The organism is Streptomyces sp. MAR4 CNX-425 (assembly GCF_048656465.1).
Lineage (GTDB): Bacteria > Actinomycetota > Actinomycetes > Streptomycetales > Streptomycetaceae > Streptomyces.
The window spans coordinates 224,135-241,429 of record NZ_JBMDLF010000011.1; the positions used below are offsets into that span (position 1 = coordinate 224,135).

Genomic DNA, 17,295 nt, shown 5'->3' on the forward strand with positions numbered 1-17,295 from the left:
ACATGACCATCCGCAGCCAGCGCCCGGCAGCCGCCCGGCGGGCGCACGGGACGCGCGGCCTGACCGCGTACGGGACGCGCGGCGCGCCCGCGTACGGCACCGGCGGCGCGCCCGCGCGCCCGTACCCGGCGGAGGGGGGCCGGCGCCCGTGACCGTACGCATCCAGGCCGCCATCGCCGACCCCGACGCCGCGCGCGCCACCGTCTCCCTGCTCCACCAGCTGCCCGACGCCGAGGCCGCCGCGCCGATCGGCGACTCCGTCGCGCTCCTCGACCACCTCGCCACCCTCGCCGGCGCCGGTGTCGCCGAGCTGCCCGAGGTGCTCCTCGTCCACGAGCGGATCGGGCCGGTGCCCGCGCTGGAGCTGATCCGCGACGTCGCCCTGCGCTTCCCCGCCGTCGGCACCGTCCTCGTCACCGCCGACACCTCGCCCGCCGGCTACTCCGCCGCCATGGACGCCGGCGCCCGCGGCGTCGTCGGGCTGCCGCTGGCGTACGAGGAACTGGCCGCCCGGGTGCAGGCCGCCGCCCAGTGGAGCGGCGGCGTCCGGCGCCACCTCGGCGCCGCGACCGGGCCGGAGGCGTTCGGCGGGCCCGGCGGCACGCTGGTCACCGTCAGCGGCGCGAAGGGCGGCGTCGGCGCCACGGTCGCGGCGGTGCAGCTCGCGCTCGCCGCGCGGGCCGCCGGGCGGCACGTCGCGCTGGCCGACCTGGACCTCCAGTCCGGCGACATCGCGTCGTACCTGGACGTGCAGTTCCGCCGCTCGGTCGCGGACCTGGCCGGCATCAAGGACATCTCCCCGCGGGTGCTCCAGGACGCCGTCTTCACCCACCACACCGGCCTCGGCCTGCTGCTCGCCCCCTCGGAGGGCGAGCGCGGCGAGGACGTCGACGACCGGGCCGCGCGGCAGACGCTCAGCGCGCTCAGATCGCGGTACGACGTGGTCGTCCTCGACTGCGGCAGCCAGGTCACCACGCCGAACGCCGCCGCCGTCGAACTCGCCGACGTCGCGCTGCTCGTGACGACGCCGGACGTGATCTCCGTACGCGGCGCGAAGCGCATGCTGCGGCTGTGGGACCGGCTGCAGATCCGCAAGGCGGAGGACACCGTCGTGCTGGTCAACCGGCTCACCCGGCACACCGAGATCCAGCCGTCGATCATCGCGCGGGCCACCGGGACGACGGTGGCGCGGACGGCGGTGCCGGCGGCGTTCAAGGAGTTGCAGCCGCTGGTGGACGCGGGGCGGTTGCAGGACCTGGAGCAGAAGTCGACCGTGCGGCAGGCGCTGTGGGCGGTCGCGGGGGAGCTGGGGCTGACGGCGACCCCGGACCCGGCGGGCGCGGCCGGCGGACCCGGCGGCCCGGGGGCGCCGGGCGCCGGCGCGCAGCGCGCGCTGGGCGCGGGCGCCGCGGACGGCCGGGGCGGGCTCCCCGCGCCGCAGGTCGCGCCGCCCGGCGACCGCCCGGCGCTGCCCCCGGGCCCGCCGGGGACGCCGGGACCCGCGCCGGGACCGGCCCCCGGACACGCGCCCGGCCGCGGGCGGCGGTGGGGGGACCGGGGGCAGGTGTCGGTGGAGTTCGCCGGGATGCTGCCGCTGATCGCGCTCGTCCTCGTCGTCGTCTGGCAGTTCGTCCTCGTCGGCTACACCTACTCGCTCGCCGGCAACGCCGCCGACATGGCCGCCCGCGCCGCCGCCGTCGGCGACGACCCCGTCGCCGCGGCGGAGGAGGACCTGCCGGACGCCTGGGACGCCTCGGTGTCGGTCAGCTCGTCGAACGGCGTCACCACCGCCACCGTCGACCTGAAGGTGCCCGTCCTCTTCCCGGGCGGTGTCGACTTCCCCTTCACGGTCAGCGGCACCGCCGGCGCGACGGACGAGGGGGACTGAGGGTGCGCAGCGGACCACGTACGAAGGCGTCCCGCGGAGCCTGGCGCCGCACGCCGGCGGCCGAAGGCCCGCCGGCCCCGGCCGCGCCGGCCGGCCGCGACGGCGGCGGGTCCCCGTCCCGGCCCGGTGCCGGGGGCCGCACACCAGCCCCACCGGTCTCGCCCGCCCGGCGAGGGCATCGCGCCAGGGACCGCGGGTCCGTGGCCATCGAGTACATCGGCTTCCTGCCCGTGCTCATCTTCATCGCGCTCGCCGCCGTCCAGCTGGGCGTCGCCGCCTACACCGCCTCCCAGGCCGGCACCGCCGCCCGCGCCGCCGCGCGGATGGAGTCCCTGGACGACCCGCCGTCGTCCGCCGCGGCCGCCGGATCGGCGTCCATCAGCGACTGGCTGGACGCCGGCTTCGAAGTCTCCTCCGGCGACGACGAGGTCACCGTCACCGCCAGCGTCCAGATCCCCTCCGTCATCCCCGGCATCGGCGACTTCGGCTCGGTGGAGAGCAGCTCCACCATGCCGCGGGGGGAGGACTGACGATGAGCCTCCGGGCCCGTATCACCACCCCCGACCACCCCGCCGACGGCCACGGCGAGACCCTCGTCCCCACCTACCGCGCCAAGCTGCTGGAGGAGATCGACCTCGCCGAGATGTCGGCGCTGTCACCCGCCGAGCGGCGCGCCCGCCTGGAACGGGTCCTCGGACACATCCTCAGCCGCGAGGGCCCGGTGCTCTCCACCGCCGAGCGCGCGCAGCTCATCCGCCGCGTCGTGGACGAGGCCCTCGGCCTGGGCATCCTGGAGCCGCTGCTGGAGGACCCGAGCGTCACCGAGATCATGGTCAACGGCCCCGACCGCATCTACGTCGAACGCTCCGGCCGGGTCGAGCAACTGCCGCTGCGCTTCGCCTCCGACGAGCAGCTGATGCAGACCATCGAACGCATCGTCTCCACCGTCAACCGCCGCGTGGACGAGTCGACCCCGATGGTCGACGCCCGGCTGCCGACCGGCGAGCGGGTCAACGTCATCATCCCGCCGCTCTCGCTCACCGGCCCGACCCTGACGATCCGCCGCTTCCCGCGCTCGTACACCCTGGCCGAGCTGATCGGCCTCGGCACCCTCGACGAGCACATGCTGCTGCTGCTCTCCGGGCTGGTGCGGGCGAAGTTCAACGTCATCGTCTCCGGCGCGACGGGCGCCGGGAAGACGACCCTGCTGAACTCGCTGTCCGGGCTGATCCCCGAGCACGAGCGGATCATCACCGTCGAGGACGCCGCCGAGCTGCAGTTGCAGCAGTCGCACGTCATCCGGCTGGAGTCGCGCCCGCCGAACGTGGAGGGCAAGGGCCGTATCACCATCCGCGACCTCGTACGCAACTCGCTGCGCATGCGCCCGGACCGCATCATCGTCGGCGAGGTGCGCGGCGGCGAGACGCTCGACATGCTCCAGGCGATGTCCACCGGCCACGACGGGTCGCTGGCGACGGTGCACGCCAACTCCGCCGAGGACGCGCTGATGCGGTTGCAGACGCTGGCGTCGATGTCGGACGTGGAGGTGCCGTTCGAGGCGCTGCGCGACCAGATCAACTCGGCCGTCGACGTGATCGTGCAGCTCGCGCGGCACACCGACGGCACCCGCAAGATCGACGAGATCGTGATGCTGTCGTCCCGCGGCCGCGAGGTCTACCAGCTGGTGTCCGTCTGCCGCTTCCGCGCCCTGCCGATCAGCTCGGACCGGATCGTGCGCGGGCAGTTCGAGTTCTCGCCGCTGCCGCGCCGGACCGGCGACCGCCTGTTCTACGCGGGCGAGCCCGTGCCGCCGGCGTTCGGGGTCGCGCCGTCGGAGCGGCATCTGCGGACGAGGGAGGCGGGCTGATGGACCGCCAGCAGCTGTTCGCGCTCGTCGTCGGGCTGTCCCTGCTCGCCGGGGCGCTCGCCGTGTGCGGCGTCGCCGTCTACGCCTCCGGCCGCGCCCGCCGCGCCGAGCTCCTCGACCGCCTCGCCGACGCCGGCGACCGGCGGCCCCGCCGCCGCTTCGCGGAGGTCGACCGGCGGGTGCGGCCGACGCGGATCGGCCGGTACCTGGAACGGCGCATCGCGACCACCGGGCTCGACCTCACCCCCGGCGAGTTCACGGTGTACGTGCTCGCCGGCGTCGCCGCGCTCTGGCTGCTCGCCGACGCGCTCTTCGCCGCGTTCTTCGGCCCGCTCGCCGGGCTCATCGGGCTCTGGTGCGCGCACGCCTTCCTCAACTGGCAGCGGCAGAAACGCATCGAGGCGTTCATCAACCAGCTCCCCGACCTCTCCCGCATCCTCGCCAACGCCACCCAGGCCGGCCTCGCCCTGCGCACCGCCCTCGGCCTGGCCGCCGAGGAGCTGGAGGCGCCGGCCGGCGAGGAGCTGACCAAGGTCACCGACCAGCTCGCCGTCGGCGTACCGCTCGACGACGCCCTCGGCGACCTCGCCGAGCGGCTGCCGTCCCGCGAACTGGCCGTGCTCGTCTCCACGCTCGTGCTCTCCAACAAGGCCGGCGGCCAGGTCGTCGGCTCCCTGCGGAACCTCACCGGCACCCTCAACGACCGCAAGGAGACCCGCCGCGAGGTGCGCACCCAGCTCTCGCAGGTCACGCTCACCGCCTACACCGTGCCCGTCATGGGCATCGGCACCCTGCTGCTGACCGACCGGGTGATGCCCGGCTCCATCGAGCGCATGGGCTCCTCGCCGCTCGGCCAGGGCGCGGTGCTGGTGGCCCTCGGGCTGTACGCGCTGGCCATCCTGCTCATCCGCCGGCTCGCGAAGATCGACGTCTGAGGGGGCCGGACGCACATGGACTACGGAACCGCCGGCCTGCTCCTCGCCGCCGCCGCCGGCCTCGCCGTCCTCGGAATCCTCACCGGCATCCGCGTCTACCGCGCCGAGGTCAAGCTCCCCACCGACCTCCAGGTCGCCCTGGAGGTCGGCGCCACCCGCACGAGCCCCGTCGGCTCGCTGATCGACCGGCTCGGGATGCGGTTCGCGCCGCTGGTGCTGAAGCTGATGGGCCGGCGGGCGGTGGAGAACAAGCGCCGCAAGATCGACCGCGCGGGCAACCCCGGCGGCCTCACGATCGACCGCTACGCCGCCCGCCGCGCCGTCTACGCCGCCATCGGCTACGGCGGCGCACTCACCCTGCTCTCGTCCGGCCAGTGGGTCGGCGCCCTGGTGCTCGCGGCGTTCGGCTACGGCTGGGCGGAGGTCGGCATCTGGGCGGCCGTACGGAAGCGGCGGGACGTCATCGAGCGCACGCTGCCCGACTTCCTCGACGTCCTCGCGGTGGTCGTCAGCGCCGGCCTCGGCTTCCGCCAGGCGCTGGACCGCGTCAGCGAACGCTACTCCGGCCCGTGGGCGGACGAACTGCGCATCACCCTGCGCCAGATGGACATGGGCGTCTCCCGCCGCCAGGCGTTCGAGGAACTGCGCCGCCGCAACGACTCCGAACAGGTCGCCCAGTTCGTCACCGCGCTCCAGCAGGGCGAGGACCTGGGCGCGCCGATCGTGGAGACGCTGATACAGATCGCGACGGACCAGCGGCGCACCGACGCGCAGAACGCGCGGCGGCGCGCGTCCCGGGCGATCCCCAAGGCGACGCTGCTGATCACGAGCCTGATGGTGCCCGCGACGATCATCCTGCTGGTGGCGGCGGTGTATCTGGGATCGGGCTCGGAGTTCGGCATCCTGACGGACTGACACCGCGGACGGACGACGAGCCGCGGCGTCACGACACCAGCGGACGCACCTCCCGCCCCACCCACCGGACGAAGGCCACCGGATCCGGCTCGTCGGCGGTGGGCTGCACCACCACCGTCGTCGCCCCGGCGGCGGCCCAGCGGTCCACCGCGGCCGCCACCGCCGCCGCGTCCCCGGCGACGTGGGCCTCGGCGGCCGGGTCCCAGCCCATCCGGCGGGCGTCGTCGGCGAGGCGCCGCTCGGCACCGGGGCCGCTGGCGACGAGGACGGAGGCGACAAGCGGGTGCTCCCCGCCGCCGCCCGTACGCCCCGCCGCCGCGCGCCCGGCCCGTACCGCCTCGGCGGCCTCCCGCACCACCTCGGGCGAGGCACCCCCGGCGAGGATCGTCCCGTCGGCCGCCTCCCCGGTGAGCCGCAGCGTCTTGGGCCCCGTACCCCCGGAGAGCACCGGCGGCGCCTGCTCCGGCGGCCACGCCAGCTCCACGCCGTCCAGCTTCACGTACCGCCCGTCGACGGTGACGCGCTCCCCGGCGAGCAGCGCGCGCAGCGCCGTCAGATGCTCCCGCAGCAACGTCAACGGCGACGCGGCCCGCGCCCCGGCCTGCCCCATCCACGACTGCACCCCGTGCCCCACCCCGAGCGTCACCCGCCCGGGGAACAGCCGGTGCAGGGTGGCGGCCTCCATGGCGACCAGCGCGACGTTCCGCAGCGGCACCGGCAGAATCCCGATGGCGACATGCACCCGCTCGGTCCAGGCGAGCACCGCGGCGGCGGTGGCGACCCCGCTCTCGTAGAAGCAGTCCTCCCACACCCACAGCTCATCGACCCCGGCCGCGTCGGCGGCCTCGGCCACGGGACGGAGCTGCTCGGGAGCGAACTGCGGAATGAACACGGTCGCAAGTCTCGTCATGCGCCGACCGTACCCGCCCCCACCGACACCACCCGGCAGCACCGCCCCGGCGCCGCGGGGTATTCCGCGCCGCCCTCTTCGCAGGCGCGAGGGGGGTGTGGGACAGTCGGCGAGCGGCCGGTTACGCTGCGCACGGGCGCGCCGCGCACTGCGGGCGGGCCGCCGCGGCAGGGTGTAACGCGGCTGGCGAGGGGGAGGACGGAAAATGGCCGTTCCTGACGCCAAGTCCGCCGTTACAGAACACAATTGGCTTTACGGACCGACGGCAACGGCCGCGTTGTCCGACTCCGGAGGTAGACCGCATGTGGAAACCCAACGACGTGCTGCTGAGGTCCCTGGCCGCGACACAGCGGCTGCGCCGCGGACGCGAGCGCGATCGGGGGCAGACGGCGGTGGAGTACCTGGGGATCATCGCGGTGGGCGTGGTGATCGTCCTGGTGCTGATCCAGTCGGGCTTGGGGGACATGATCCTGAGCAAGATCAAGTCGCAGATCGACAAGATCGGCTGAGGTCCGATGCCGGGCAGGCGTTCCCGCTCTATATCACTGCGATCGCGGGCCTGTTGTTCCTCGCCGTCGCGTACTTCGCCGTCGGCCAGGCCGCGGCGAACCGCAACGACGCCCAGGGAGCGGCCGATGCCGCCGCTCTCGCGGCCGCGCACGACGCGCGTGAGCAGTTGTCGGACGGGCTCCTCGACACGGTCCTCGACCCGGGGTCGTGGGACGACATCCTCGGCGGCGAGGGCTTCGAGTACGGGTCCGCCTGCGCCGCGGCGCAGGACTTCGCTGCCAAGAACGACGCGGACACGACCTCGTGCGACCGCGTGTACGACCCGGACGACGGCTTCACCGTGACCGTACGCAACCGGAAGGCCGTGGATGACACCCTCGTCCCGGGAACGGAGAGTAAACGCTCCGAGGCCACCGCCACCGCGGTCCTCGAATCCCGTTGCGAACTCCGGGAGCCCGACGACACCGGGGACGGGGGAGAGGACGACGGCCGGGGCGAGGACGATGGCGGAGGCAGCGGCGGCGACGACGCGGACGACGACGAGAACCGGGACAAGCCACCGCTCGAACTCGACTGCGACGGTCGTGACTGGTCCATCGACCCGGACGATCTCGACGTTCTCCCCGACCCCGGCGACCTCTTCTCCGTACGTCTCGTCGACTGAACTGCGAAGGAACCTGGCAATGAGTATGTGGGGCACGAGCAGGGCGCGCAGAGGAGTCGCCGCCGTGGCGCTGGCCGCGGGCCTGGCGCTCACCGCCGCCTGCGGCAGCGGCGACGATGGCGACGAAGGCGAGAAGTCGTCCGAGTCCTCGGCGGCACAGGACAAGAACGGCCAGGAAGACGCGGGCAAGGAGGGGGGCGGGGAGGACGTTCCGGAGGAGCCCATCGCCGAGGTGAAAAACCAAGCAGGCGTCGTGCTCGGTGTCATGGAACTCCAGCGGGACTCCGGCGGCTTCGTGACGTTGAACGGAGAGCTGGAGAACACCGGTGACGGGGACTATATCGACACCCACCTGTGGGCCGGCAGTGAGCAAGGAGTGGACAAGACCTCACTCATGGGCGCCACGCTGGTGGATCCGGACGGCAAGAAGCGTTACTACGCTCTGCGTGACACCGACAAGCGTTGCCTTTGCACCGCCGGACTCACCATCCTCGAAGCGGGTAGGACGGTCCCCGTCTACATCCAATTCCCGGCACCACCGGACGAGACCACCGAGGTCGAGTTCCAACTGCCCACGTTCCCGCCCGTCACAGTCGAGATCACGGAGTGAGGTGCGCACCGCGATGCCCTCCCGCACAGCCACCGCGCTCGCCCTCGCCTCCTTCCTCGTCGCCACCCCCGGCGTCGCGCACGCGCTCCCCGCCCAGGACGCCCCTCCGGTCCCCTCCTCCCCGCCCGGCACCAGCACCTCCGCACCGCCGCCCGTCGAGACCGACGCCAACGACCCCGATCTCCAGCTCGAAGACGGCGCCACCCTCGACGAGCCCAAGGTCCTCGACATCGTCTCCGTCGTCGAGACGGAGGGCGGCGAGGAGCGGCGGTCCGACACCAACTCGACCATCACCATCGCCCTCCAGGCCGAGGTGCTGTTCCCCATGGACAGCGCCCGGCTCACCGGACAGGCGCGGTCCCGGATCGCGGCCATCGCCGACGAGATCGAGCAGAACTCCCCCGACACCGTGCGCGTCTTCGGCTTCACCGACAACCTCGGCTCCTACGCGCACGGCATCACCCTCTCCAAGAACCGCGCCAACGCCGTTCACCAGGAGCTGACCAGCACCCTGCAGTCCGCGGCCATCACCTACGTCGTCCGCGGCTACAGCGAGGACTACCCCATCGCCGACAACTCCACCGAGGCCGGGCGGAAGCAGAACCGGCGGGTGGAGGTGAGCTTCCCCCGCGGGCAGTGACCCGGCACCTCACCCGGCGTCCGGCTACCGGCCGTGCGCGGCGCTCAGAAGCGGCGCACCGTGCCCGGGGTCCGGCACGCGTACACCGTGAACGCCGCCCACGCATCCGGCGTGAACGTCAGCACCGGCCCCTGCGGCGTCTTCGAGTCCCGTACGTGCACCGCCCCGTCGGCCGCGGCGACCTCCACGCACTTCGCCCCGGCCCCGCTGCTGTAGCTGCTCCTCCGCCATACCAGGCCGTCAGGGCCGTGCTCGGTGCTCATGGATCTCCCGCCTTACGCCACGTACCCGCGCGCCGGACCGCGGCACGCCCAAGGCCGCCCAATGCGGGCACAAGACCTTGAAAGGAAGGACGACACAGACCGGCACATAGTTCCCGTCCGCACCACCGGCGCGCCGGGATCCCTACCGGCTCGTCTTTCCGCCCTCGGGCCGCACCGTCCCCACGGACCGCGGCGCACCCACCGCACCCGGCCTCCTGCCGCCGCAGCAGCCGGAGCCGGCGCCCGGGCCGCGGCGGACGACGAGTCCGGCCGCCGGGTCGGGTACGGCGTCCAGGGCCGCCCGTACGCCGGGGAGTTGCCACCACGCCTCCCCGTCGCTCTCCTCCCGGAACGCGATCTCGAAGACGATCCCGCGGGAGTGCACGTGCCACTCCCACCTCGACGCCCGGAGGCTGATCGCCGACTCGACGAGCGCGTACTCGTACGCGTCCCGCCACCGCAGCGCGGAGGAGTGGGCGTCGAACACCTCGATGGACCACCAGTCGGCCACGGCTGCTTCCTTAGGTTCGGGCTACGGGGCTGCGGGCTCCCGCGGCACACCACCGTAAGCGCGCCGCACGCGCGCGTACCAGGGCGCCCGGAAGCACGCCGCGGGGAGTTGGTACGCGGTCCACCGCCGGTCCACCGCCGCGCAACTCCCGTACGCCCCGCACCCGGACCCCGGCCCCCGCCGGGGCGCCGAACCGCCCCGGGCCTCAGCCCTCTATGAGCCGCTCCAGCACCGCCTGGAACTCCGCGTCCACCATGATCTTGATGCCCTCGTCGTCCATCGCGCTGAGCCGCGTCAGCGAACCGGCCCGCCACCAGTAGACGTCCGGCGTGATCCGCCCGACCCCCTCCTCGAACCCCGCCGCGGCGAACTGCGCCAGGGTGTTGAGGCCCGCGACCACATGCCGGTCGCGGATCGCGTGGAACGCGAGCTGGTGCCGGAACGGCACAGCGACCAGCGCGCCGTCCGTGCTCAGGCCCCGGCCCGTGACCCGGGGGACCAGCTCGTCCAGCGTCAGCACCATGCTCGCCGTGAACATCGACTCGCCCATCACGACGTCGACGCGGGCGCCCTCCTCCTGCTCCACCGTCTCGTGCGCCTCGACCGGCAGCCCCCGCAGGTTGTCCAGCGCCCGCTCGCGCAGCGCGCCCACCTCGCCGAAGGGCTCCAGCGAGGAGCGGGGGAGGACCATGACGCTCTCCGGGAGGTCGAGCGCCAGGACCTCGCGCAGCCCCTCCGCCAGCGGGCGCGCGTAGTCGAAGCCGTCGGACCCGGCCATCTCGTCGGGGAGCAGCCGCGGGTAGAGCTGGGCGCGGAACGTCTCCGCCGGCATCGTGTCGAGCACCGACGGGCCGTCCATCGCCCGCAGCATGATGCCGATGTGGCGGCGCGTCAGCTCGGGCCAGACGCGCGGGCCGCGGTTGTCGTTGTGGCAGACCGCCGCCAGGTTGCCCAGGCCGAACTGCCTGCCCGCGCTGTCCGTCACGGCGTCCGGGCCGACCGTCACCTCCAGCCCCTGCTCGGCGAACGCCGCGTGGACGCCGGCGCGGAAGCGGGCGCCCTCGTCCTCGGAGAAGAAGTCGAACGAGGGGTCGCGCGTGGTCTCCCGCCCGTCGCGGCGCGGCTTGCGACCGAATATCCCCACGGTGGTGCCCCCTGTACGTCTGTACGTCGTCCGCCCGGCGGCCGGCGCCGCCCGCCGGGCGGCCACGATCACGGTCGTTTTTCGATCGTAGCGATCGCCACTGACGCCCCGGCCCCCCGGGCGGCCACCCCTTGGTCAGCCTTCCCCCGGCCGCTCCGATCCTGCCTCCGGCCCCGCGCCCGGCCCGGCCTCCGGCCCCGCATCCGGCGCGGCCCCCACGGCGAGGCGCACCCCCGGCCGTACGCCCCAGCGGGTGAACGCGCCGGCCTCCGCCTCCAGTACGTGCCGGGCCCGCAGCCGGGGGCGGCCGACGCGGCCGGGGGGCATGGTGCGTACGGCCAGGACCGTCAGCCGGCGGTCCAGGTACGCGACGTCGATGGCGAAGCGCATGCCCAGGGTGTGCACGCCCTGGGCGGGGGTGAGGAGGAGGGCGCCGGCGAGGCCGTCGCGGCCGAGGAGGCCGCGGCTGCGGCGGGCGAAGGAGGCGGCCACCTCCAGCGGCAGCGGATCCGGGGCGCGGCCGACGGTGAGCGTGGCCGGTCCGTCGGGCCAGGTGGGCATCGCGGGCATCTCCCCGTGGCGTTGCTACGAGCCCGGGGCCGGGGGCGGACCCGCCGGGCCACCGGGCGCCGAGCCGCCACCGTACCGCCCCGCCCCGGGACCCCGACCGGCCCCGCCCCCCCGGCGCCGGGCCGCAGGCGCAGCCCGGGCCCCGGGGCCCCGGACTCCAGCTCCGGCCCCGGCTCCGGCCCCGGCTCCGGCCCCGGCCTCACGTACAGCGCGGGCCCCGGCGGCCCTCGGCTCAGCCCGGCCCCCGACCCGCGGCCCCCGGCTCAGCCCCGGCCCCCGGCCCGCGGCCCTCCGCGTCCCGATCTCGTCCCAGCCTCCGCACCCTCTCCTCCCACCACCCATACCCGCCATTAGGCTCACCCCCGTGCCCGCCGTCCTCCTCGTCGTTCTCGCCGCCGCCTACGGCGCCGGCGCCGGCGCCCTGCTGCCCCGGGCCGCCCACCGGCTCTCCGTGGCCGCCGGTGAGCCGTGGCGCGACCGCTGTCCGCGGGACCACCCTCTCCGCGGCTGGGCCGGCCCGGCGGCGTGCAAGGAGTGCGGCGGCGCCCCGTACGGGCCGGGGACCCTGCTTCCTCTCGCCGCGACGGCCGTCGCCTGTGCCGCGCTCGCCGCGGCCGCCGGGGCGGAGCCCGAGTTGGCCGTCTGGCTGCTGCTGGCCCCGTTCTGGGTGCTGCTCGTCGCCGTCGACCGTGCGGTGCGGCGGCTTCCGGACGTGCTGACGCTGCCGCTCGCGGGGGCGGCTGTGGTGCTGTTGGGGGGTGCGGCGCTCATAGGGGGCGCGGGATCGTGGACGCGCGCCCTTTTGGGCGGCATCACGCTGGGGGGCGTCTACTTCGTGCTCTTCTTCATCAACCCCGCGGGCTTCGGCTTCGGGGACGTGAAGCTGGCGCTCGTGCTGGGCGTCGCGCTCGGCTGGTACGGCTGGGACGTCCTGTTCACCGGCTCTTTCGCCGGTCTGCTGCTGGCCGCGGGGTATGCGGTGACCATGCTGGCGGCCCGCCGGGTCGGCCGGAAGACGGGCATCGCGTTCGGCCCGTTCATGATCGCCGGGGCCTTCGCGGGGCTGGTCGCCGGCGGGCTGGTCGCCGGCTGAGCGGCGCGGCGGGGGTGCCGCGCGTACGCCCCGTACGCCCCCCGGGCCCCTGCGGCAACCCGCGGAACGCCTCCTGCGGGTGACCTGATCGCAGCGGAGTTCGTATACGCACCGTCACCGCGCGAGCACATTTCGAGGTGTCGCGCCCGTTCCGGTACTGAGCACCCCTCACCCTGGGTTATGGTGGAACTCCCCCCCTCGGGCCGGTCCGTATCCCCCCCACGGACCGGCCCGTTCCCTTTCCCGCCCGGCCGCGCTCGCGGACGCGCCCTGGGGCCCTGGGCGGCGTCCTCAGCCGCGCCCGGCCCAGATGTTGACGCCGCTCGTCGACTTCGCGAACCCGTCGATCTCCGCCAGCTCCGCCGCCGTCAGCTCCGCCGCCCCGAGGGCCGCGACGTTCGCCTCCAGCTGCGCCACGCTCGACGCGCCGATGAGCGCCGACGTCATCCGCGGGTCCCGCAGCACCCAGCCCAGCGCCAGCTGCGCCAGCGACTGCCCGCGCCGCCCGGCGATCTCGTTCAGCCCGCGCAGCCGCCGCACGACCTCCTCGGTCAGCAGCTCGGGGTCCAGCGACTTGTTCTGCGTCGCCCGCGACCCCGCCGGGATGCCGTCGAGGTACTTGTCGGTCAGCATCCCCTGCGCCAGCGGCGCGAAGGAGATGCAGCCCATGCCCTCGGCCTCCAGGGTGTCGAGCAGCTCGTCGTCCTCGGTCCAGCGGTTGATCATCGAGTACGACGGCTGGTGGATCAGCGGCCGCACGCCCATCTCCCGCAGCAGCCGGGCGGCTTCGCGCGTCTGCTCCGCGGTGTACGAGGAGACGCCGACGTACAGCGCCTTGCCCTGCTGCACGGCGGACGCCAGCGCGCCCATCGTCTCCTCCAGCGGGGTGTCCGGGTCGTAGCGGTGGGAGTAGAAGATGTCGACGTACTCGACACCCATCCGGCGCAGCGAGGCGTCCAGGGACGACAGCAGGTACTTGCGCGAGCCCCACTCGCCGTACGGGCCGGGCTGCATCAGGTAGCCGGCCTTGGTCGACAGCACCAGCTCGTCGCGGTACGGGGCGAAGTCGGCGGCGAAGTGCCGGCCGAAGTTCTCCTCCGCGGAGCCGGGCGGCGGACCGTAGTTGTTCGCCAGGTCGAAGTGGGTGACGCCGAGGTCGAACGCGCGCCGCAGGATGGCGCGCTGCGACTCCAGCGAGCGGTCGTCGCCGAAGTTGTGCCAGAGGCCGAGGGAGATCTCCGGGAGCTTCAGGCCGCTGCGACCCGTCCGGCGGTACGTCATCGCGTCGTAGCGGGTGTCTGCCGGCAGGTAGGGCAAGAGACTGTTCATCGTGATTCTTTCGGGGCAGCCCGGGTTTCACTCCCGGGCGGGATCGGATGCTGAGCTTGGCGGCGCGGAGCGCCAGATTGTCCTATAAGGTGCGGAATTACGGATCTGCGAGCATTAAGGCATGAACCACATGCCGGTGGGGACACGGTCGGCGCCCGGACCGGCCCGCCGGGGCGTGCGCCGCCCGCAGGCGGCTCGCGGCGGCTCCCCCGTCCTTCGGGGCGGGTGGCCGCGGGGCGGCGCGGCCGACCGCCCCGGTACGGCCTGGCCGTACCGGGCACCGGGGGCCGCGCGTCGGCCGGCCGTGCTCCACTTGCAAGCCTGTCCTTCAGGGCGGGTGGTTGACGGATCCTGCCTATCACGAAGCCGGTGCGCCCCTGTGACAGGACTGTGGCACGACGGGCAGTACTGTTGCGCCTTCCGGGGGTACTCCGATCGTGCGACGGAAGGGCTGAACGCGGGATGACCTGGCGCGGCATCGTGTATCGCGTGTACGAGAAGCGCTTGGAGCGCCGGCTCGACCCCGACCGTGTGCCCAAGCACATCGGCGTCATCCTCGACGGCAACCGGCGCTGGGCCCGCGCCGCGGGCGGCACCACCGCGCAGGGCCACCAGGCCGGCGCCGAGAAGATCCACGAGCTGATCCGCTGGTGCCGCGGGACCGACGTGGAGGTCCTCACCCTCTGGCTGCTGTCCACCGACAACCTGGACCGGCCGGAGGGGGAGCTGAACCCGCTGCTCACGATCATCGAGGACGCCGTCTCCGGCGTCGCCGCCGACGGCGCCGCGCGGGTGCACCACGTCGGCAACCTCGACCTGCTGCCCATGCGGACCCAGCGGGTGCTCAAGGAGGCGGAGGAGGCCACCCTGGACGTGGCCACCGGGGCCGGCAGCGGCGCCGTCCTGGTCAACGTCGCCGTCGCCTACGGCGGCCGGCAGGAGATCGCCGACGCGGTCCGCTCGATGCTCGGCGACGCCGCCGACCAGGGCCGTACGCTCGCCGACGTGGCCGAGACCGTCGAGGTCGAGGACATCGCCGAGCACCTCTACACCCGCGGCCAGCCCGACCCCGACCTGGTGATCCGCACCAGCGGCGAGCAGCGGCTGTCCGGCTTCATGCTGTGGCAGTCGGCGCACTCCGAGTACTACTTCTGCGAGGTCTTCTGGCCCGCGTTCCGCCGCGTGGACTTCCTGCGCGCCCTGCGGGACTACGCGGCCCGCCACCGCCGCTTCGGCGGCTGAAACCTCTCCGGCGCGGGCTTCACCACCTGTTCACCGTGACGGCCCGCCGGTCACAGGCATTGCATGGCCCGGGGCTCGCGAGGGAATATCCGTGCTAGCAGGCGGTCCACCGCACCGCCCGCCCGGGAGGGCCCTTTGCACCACGTGCCGCATCACGAGGTCCGTGCGCAGCGCACCGTCGCACGTACGGACGACGCGGGGGGCCGGTGCCCGGTCCCGCGCGCCCGCGTGGCGCACGGGGCCGTACGCCCGGCCCGATCCCCGCGACTCGCGTCGCGTGCCGACCTCATCCGAGGGGGTTCGTCCCTCCGGGCCGAACCCTTCCCCGGCCGAAGCAGGAGGGGGATTCCTGGCTCACGCCGCCCGTTCGCCCTGCCGGCGAGCAGGTCTTTCACGATCGACACCAGCCGGGTTGACACCAGCCCGGGATCTTGTTGCACATCTAGGTGGTGCATGTGCGCGCTTGGTTCCCGCTGACGCACGGTGATGCCGTGCCGTCTTGGTTCTCGATCAGCGCAGCTGATCGTTCACGTTGCGTAATCCCTTCCCGGTCCGCGGGCCGGGGCATCCTCGGAGGTGTCCGGTGAACAGCAAGAAGCCCGACCGGCGCACCTACGTCCTCGACACGAGCGTCCTGCTGGCCGACCCCCGGGCCATGGCGCGGTTCGACGAACACGAGGTGGTGCTGCCCGTCGTGGTGGTCACCGAGCTTGAGGCCAAGCGGCACCATCCGGAGCTGGGCTACTTCGCCCGCCAGGCGCTCCGCCAGCTCGACGAGTACCGGGTGAAGTACGGCCGGCTCGACGCGCCGATCCCGCTGGGCGACCTCGGCGGCACCCTGCGGGTGGAGCTGAACCACACCGACATCGGGGTGCTCCCCGCGGGGTTCCGCCTGGGCGACAACGACTCCCGCATCCTGGCCGTCGCGCGCAACCTCCAGGCCGAGGGGCAGGACGTCACCGTCGTGTCCAAGGACCTGCCGCTGCGCATCAAGGCGTCGTCCGTGGGCCTGGCCGCCGAGGAGTACCGCGCGGAGCTGGCGATCACGGACTCCGGCTGGACCGGCATGGCCGAACTGATGATCGGCGGCGAGCAGGTCGACGAGCTGTTCGCCGCGGAGGTCGTCTCGGTGCCGGAGGCCGACGACCTCCCGGTGCACACCGGGCTCGTACTCCAGTCCGAGCGCGGCCGGGCCCTCGGGCGGGTCACCCCCGACGGGCGGGTGCGGCTGGTGCGCGGCGACCGGGAGGTGTTCGGGATCCACGGCCGCAGCGCCGAGCAGCGGATCGCGCTGGACCTGCTGGTGGACGAACGCGTCGGCATCGTCTCGATGGGCGGGCGCGCCGGTACGGGCAAGTCCGCGCTGGCGCTCTGCGCGGGCCTGGAGTCGGTGCTGGAGCGCCGGCAGCACCAGAAGGTGATGGTCTTCCGCCCGCTGTACGCGGTCGGCGGCCAGGAGCTCGGCTATCTGCCCGGCACCGAGGCCGAGAAGATGAGCCCCTGGGCGCAGGCGGTGTTCGACACCCTGTCCGCGGTCACCTCGCGCGAGGTCATCGAGGAGGTCATCGCGCGCGGGATGCTCGAAGTGCTGCCGCTGACCCACATCCGGGGCCGCTCGCTGCACGACGCGTTCGTCATCGTCGACGAGGCGCAGTCGCTCGAACGGAACGTCCTGCTGACCGTGCTCTCCCGGATCGGGACGAACTCCCGGGTCGTACTCACGCACGACGTGGCGCAGCGGGACAATCTGCGCGTCGGACGGTACGACGGTGTGGTGGCCGTCGTCGAGAAGCTGAAGGGGCACCCGCTCTTCGCCCACGTGACGCTCAACCGCTCCGAGCGGTCGCCGATCGCCGCGCTGGTGACCGAAATGCTGGAGGACGGGCGGGTATAGCGGGATACTGCTCCGCGTGCTTCTTCCCGCGTCTGTGAACTGGGCGCAGCAGCTTAGCTGTTGCGCCCAGTGCTGCGCACGGGTTTCCGTCAACGCCGAGGGGCAAACGCGATGTGAGCTTTCCCACCCGGCGGGGAATTGCGTCCGGGTGTCCGTCTCCGGCAGAGTCTGGGACTCGTCAGGCCCTGCGTACGGCCCCGCACCGATCCCGGTGCAGCACGACTCAACTGAACAGAGCCGCCGTACGCCGCCCGAGCGCAGTACCGGCCCCCGCGACGCGGGGGCGGCCGGGTCCGCGCCTCCCGTGACC

At 73.7% G+C, this 17,295-nt stretch carries 19 protein-coding genes; 13 read left to right on the forward strand and 6 right to left on the reverse strand.

All coding sequences use genetic code 11. The annotated features are described in order from the left end of the window. Positions 1-2: 2 nt before the first annotated feature. From ACHZ99_RS27745 to ACHZ99_RS27770, 6 genes are all read left to right on the forward strand, one after another. A complete protein-coding gene (locus ACHZ99_RS27745; RefSeq protein WP_420307502.1) occupies positions 3-152 on the forward strand; it encodes a hypothetical protein in 150 nt (49 codons plus the stop codon). After that, positions 149-1,888 carry an AAA family ATPase gene (locus tag ACHZ99_RS27750; protein ID WP_420307503.1) on the forward strand — a complete coding sequence of 580 codons (1,740 nt, stop codon included), beginning with the start codon at positions 149-151 and terminating at the stop codon, positions 1,886-1,888. Before ACHZ99_RS27745 ends, ACHZ99_RS27750 begins: the two co-directional genes overlap by 4 nt. 200 nt (positions 1,889-2,088) lie before the next feature. Continuing rightward, positions 2,089-2,418, forward strand: a complete 330-nt coding sequence (locus tag ACHZ99_RS27755) for a TadE/TadG family type IV pilus assembly protein (RefSeq protein WP_420307504.1) — start codon at positions 2,089-2,091, stop codon at positions 2,416-2,418. A gap of 2 nt (positions 2,419-2,420) precedes the next feature. Continuing rightward, on the forward strand, positions 2,421-3,755 hold the full coding sequence (locus ACHZ99_RS27760; protein WP_420307505.1) for a CpaF family protein: 1,335 nt from the start codon (positions 2,421-2,423) through the stop codon (positions 3,753-3,755). Further along, positions 3,755-4,690 (forward strand): type II secretion system F family protein, encoded by a 936-nt coding sequence (locus ACHZ99_RS27765; RefSeq protein WP_420307506.1) that lies wholly within the window; start codon positions 3,755-3,757, stop codon positions 4,688-4,690. Before ACHZ99_RS27760 ends, ACHZ99_RS27765 begins: the two co-directional genes overlap by 1 nt. A 15-nt stretch (positions 4,691-4,705) precedes the next feature. Further along, the gene (locus tag ACHZ99_RS27770) at positions 4,706-5,605 is read left to right on the forward strand and encodes a DUF5936 domain-containing protein (RefSeq protein ID WP_420307507.1); all 900 of its coding nucleotides are present in this window, start codon (positions 4,706-4,708) and stop codon (positions 5,603-5,605) included. A 28-nt stretch (positions 5,606-5,633) separates the two neighbouring features. On the opposite strand, the gene ACHZ99_RS27775 is transcribed toward ACHZ99_RS27770, so the two are convergent. Then, a complete protein-coding gene (locus ACHZ99_RS27775) occupies positions 5,634-6,515 on the reverse strand; it encodes an LLM class flavin-dependent oxidoreductase (protein WP_420307508.1) in 882 nt (293 codons plus the stop codon). A 302-nt stretch (positions 6,516-6,817) separates the two neighbouring features. Here ACHZ99_RS27775 and ACHZ99_RS27780 point away from each other — a divergent pair, with 302 nt between their 5' ends. From ACHZ99_RS27780 to ACHZ99_RS27795, 4 genes are all read left to right on the forward strand, one after another. Continuing rightward, positions 6,818-7,024, forward strand: coding sequence for a hypothetical protein (locus tag ACHZ99_RS27780; RefSeq protein ID WP_420307509.1), 207 nt, complete (start codon positions 6,818-6,820; stop codon positions 7,022-7,024). Next, positions 7,021-7,689 carry a pilus assembly protein TadG-related protein gene (locus ACHZ99_RS27785; RefSeq protein ID WP_420307560.1) on the forward strand — a complete coding sequence of 223 codons (669 nt, stop codon included), beginning with the start codon at positions 7,021-7,023 and terminating at the stop codon, positions 7,687-7,689. The genes ACHZ99_RS27780 and ACHZ99_RS27785 overlap by 4 nt, the downstream gene beginning before the upstream one ends. 64 nt (positions 7,690-7,753) lie before the next feature. Then, complete coding sequence (locus ACHZ99_RS27790; protein ID WP_420307510.1) at positions 7,754-8,299, forward strand: hypothetical protein; 546 nt, start codon at positions 7,754-7,756, stop codon at positions 8,297-8,299. Between the two features lie 13 nt (positions 8,300-8,312). Beyond that, the gene (locus ACHZ99_RS27795; protein WP_420307511.1) at positions 8,313-8,939 is read left to right on the forward strand and encodes an OmpA family protein; all 627 of its coding nucleotides are present in this window, start codon (positions 8,313-8,315) and stop codon (positions 8,937-8,939) included. A gap of 44 nt (positions 8,940-8,983) precedes the next feature. Here ACHZ99_RS27795 and ACHZ99_RS27800 read toward each other — a convergent pair whose 3' ends face one another. From ACHZ99_RS27800 to ACHZ99_RS27815, 4 genes are all read right to left on the reverse strand, one after another. Next, the gene (locus ACHZ99_RS27800; RefSeq protein ID WP_420307512.1) at positions 8,984-9,202 is read right to left on the reverse strand and encodes a DUF397 domain-containing protein; all 219 of its coding nucleotides are present in this window, start codon (positions 9,200-9,202) and stop codon (positions 8,984-8,986) included. Between the two features lie 142 nt (positions 9,203-9,344). Beyond that, complete coding sequence (locus ACHZ99_RS27805) at positions 9,345-9,713, reverse strand: hypothetical protein (RefSeq protein ID WP_420307513.1); 369 nt, start codon at positions 9,711-9,713, stop codon at positions 9,345-9,347. A 205-nt stretch (positions 9,714-9,918) separates the two neighbouring features. After that, the gene (locus tag ACHZ99_RS27810; RefSeq protein ID WP_420307514.1) at positions 9,919-10,857 is read right to left on the reverse strand and encodes a hypothetical protein; all 939 of its coding nucleotides are present in this window, start codon (positions 10,855-10,857) and stop codon (positions 9,919-9,921) included. Positions 10,858-10,992: 135 nt separating this feature from the next. Further along, entirely contained in the window at positions 10,993-11,418 is a 426-nt protein-coding gene (locus tag ACHZ99_RS27815; protein ID WP_420307515.1) for a DUF192 domain-containing protein, read from the reverse strand. Between the two features lie 373 nt (positions 11,419-11,791). Here ACHZ99_RS27815 and ACHZ99_RS27820 point away from each other — a divergent pair, with 373 nt between their 5' ends. Continuing rightward, positions 11,792-12,520, forward strand: coding sequence for a prepilin peptidase (locus tag ACHZ99_RS27820; protein WP_420307516.1), 729 nt, complete (start codon positions 11,792-11,794; stop codon positions 12,518-12,520). Positions 12,521-12,811: 291 nt separating this feature from the next. Here the strand turns inward: ACHZ99_RS27820 and mgrA are convergent, their stop codons facing one another. Further along, on the reverse strand, positions 12,812-13,849 hold the full coding sequence (gene mgrA / locus ACHZ99_RS27825; RefSeq protein WP_420307517.1) for an L-glyceraldehyde 3-phosphate reductase: 1,038 nt from the start codon (positions 13,847-13,849) through the stop codon (positions 12,812-12,814). A 462-nt stretch (positions 13,850-14,311) separates the two neighbouring features. Here mgrA and ACHZ99_RS27830 point away from each other — a divergent pair, with 462 nt between their 5' ends. Together ACHZ99_RS27830 and ACHZ99_RS27835 are read left to right on the forward strand one after the other, a co-directional pair. After that, on the forward strand, positions 14,312-15,091 hold the full coding sequence (locus ACHZ99_RS27830; protein ID WP_420307518.1) for an isoprenyl transferase: 780 nt from the start codon (positions 14,312-14,314) through the stop codon (positions 15,089-15,091). Positions 15,092-15,674: 583 nt separating this feature from the next. Beyond that, on the forward strand, positions 15,675-16,985 hold the full coding sequence (locus tag ACHZ99_RS27835) for a PhoH family protein (protein ID WP_420307519.1): 1,311 nt from the start codon (positions 15,675-15,677) through the stop codon (positions 16,983-16,985). The last annotated feature ends 310 nt before the right edge of the window (positions 16,986-17,295 follow it).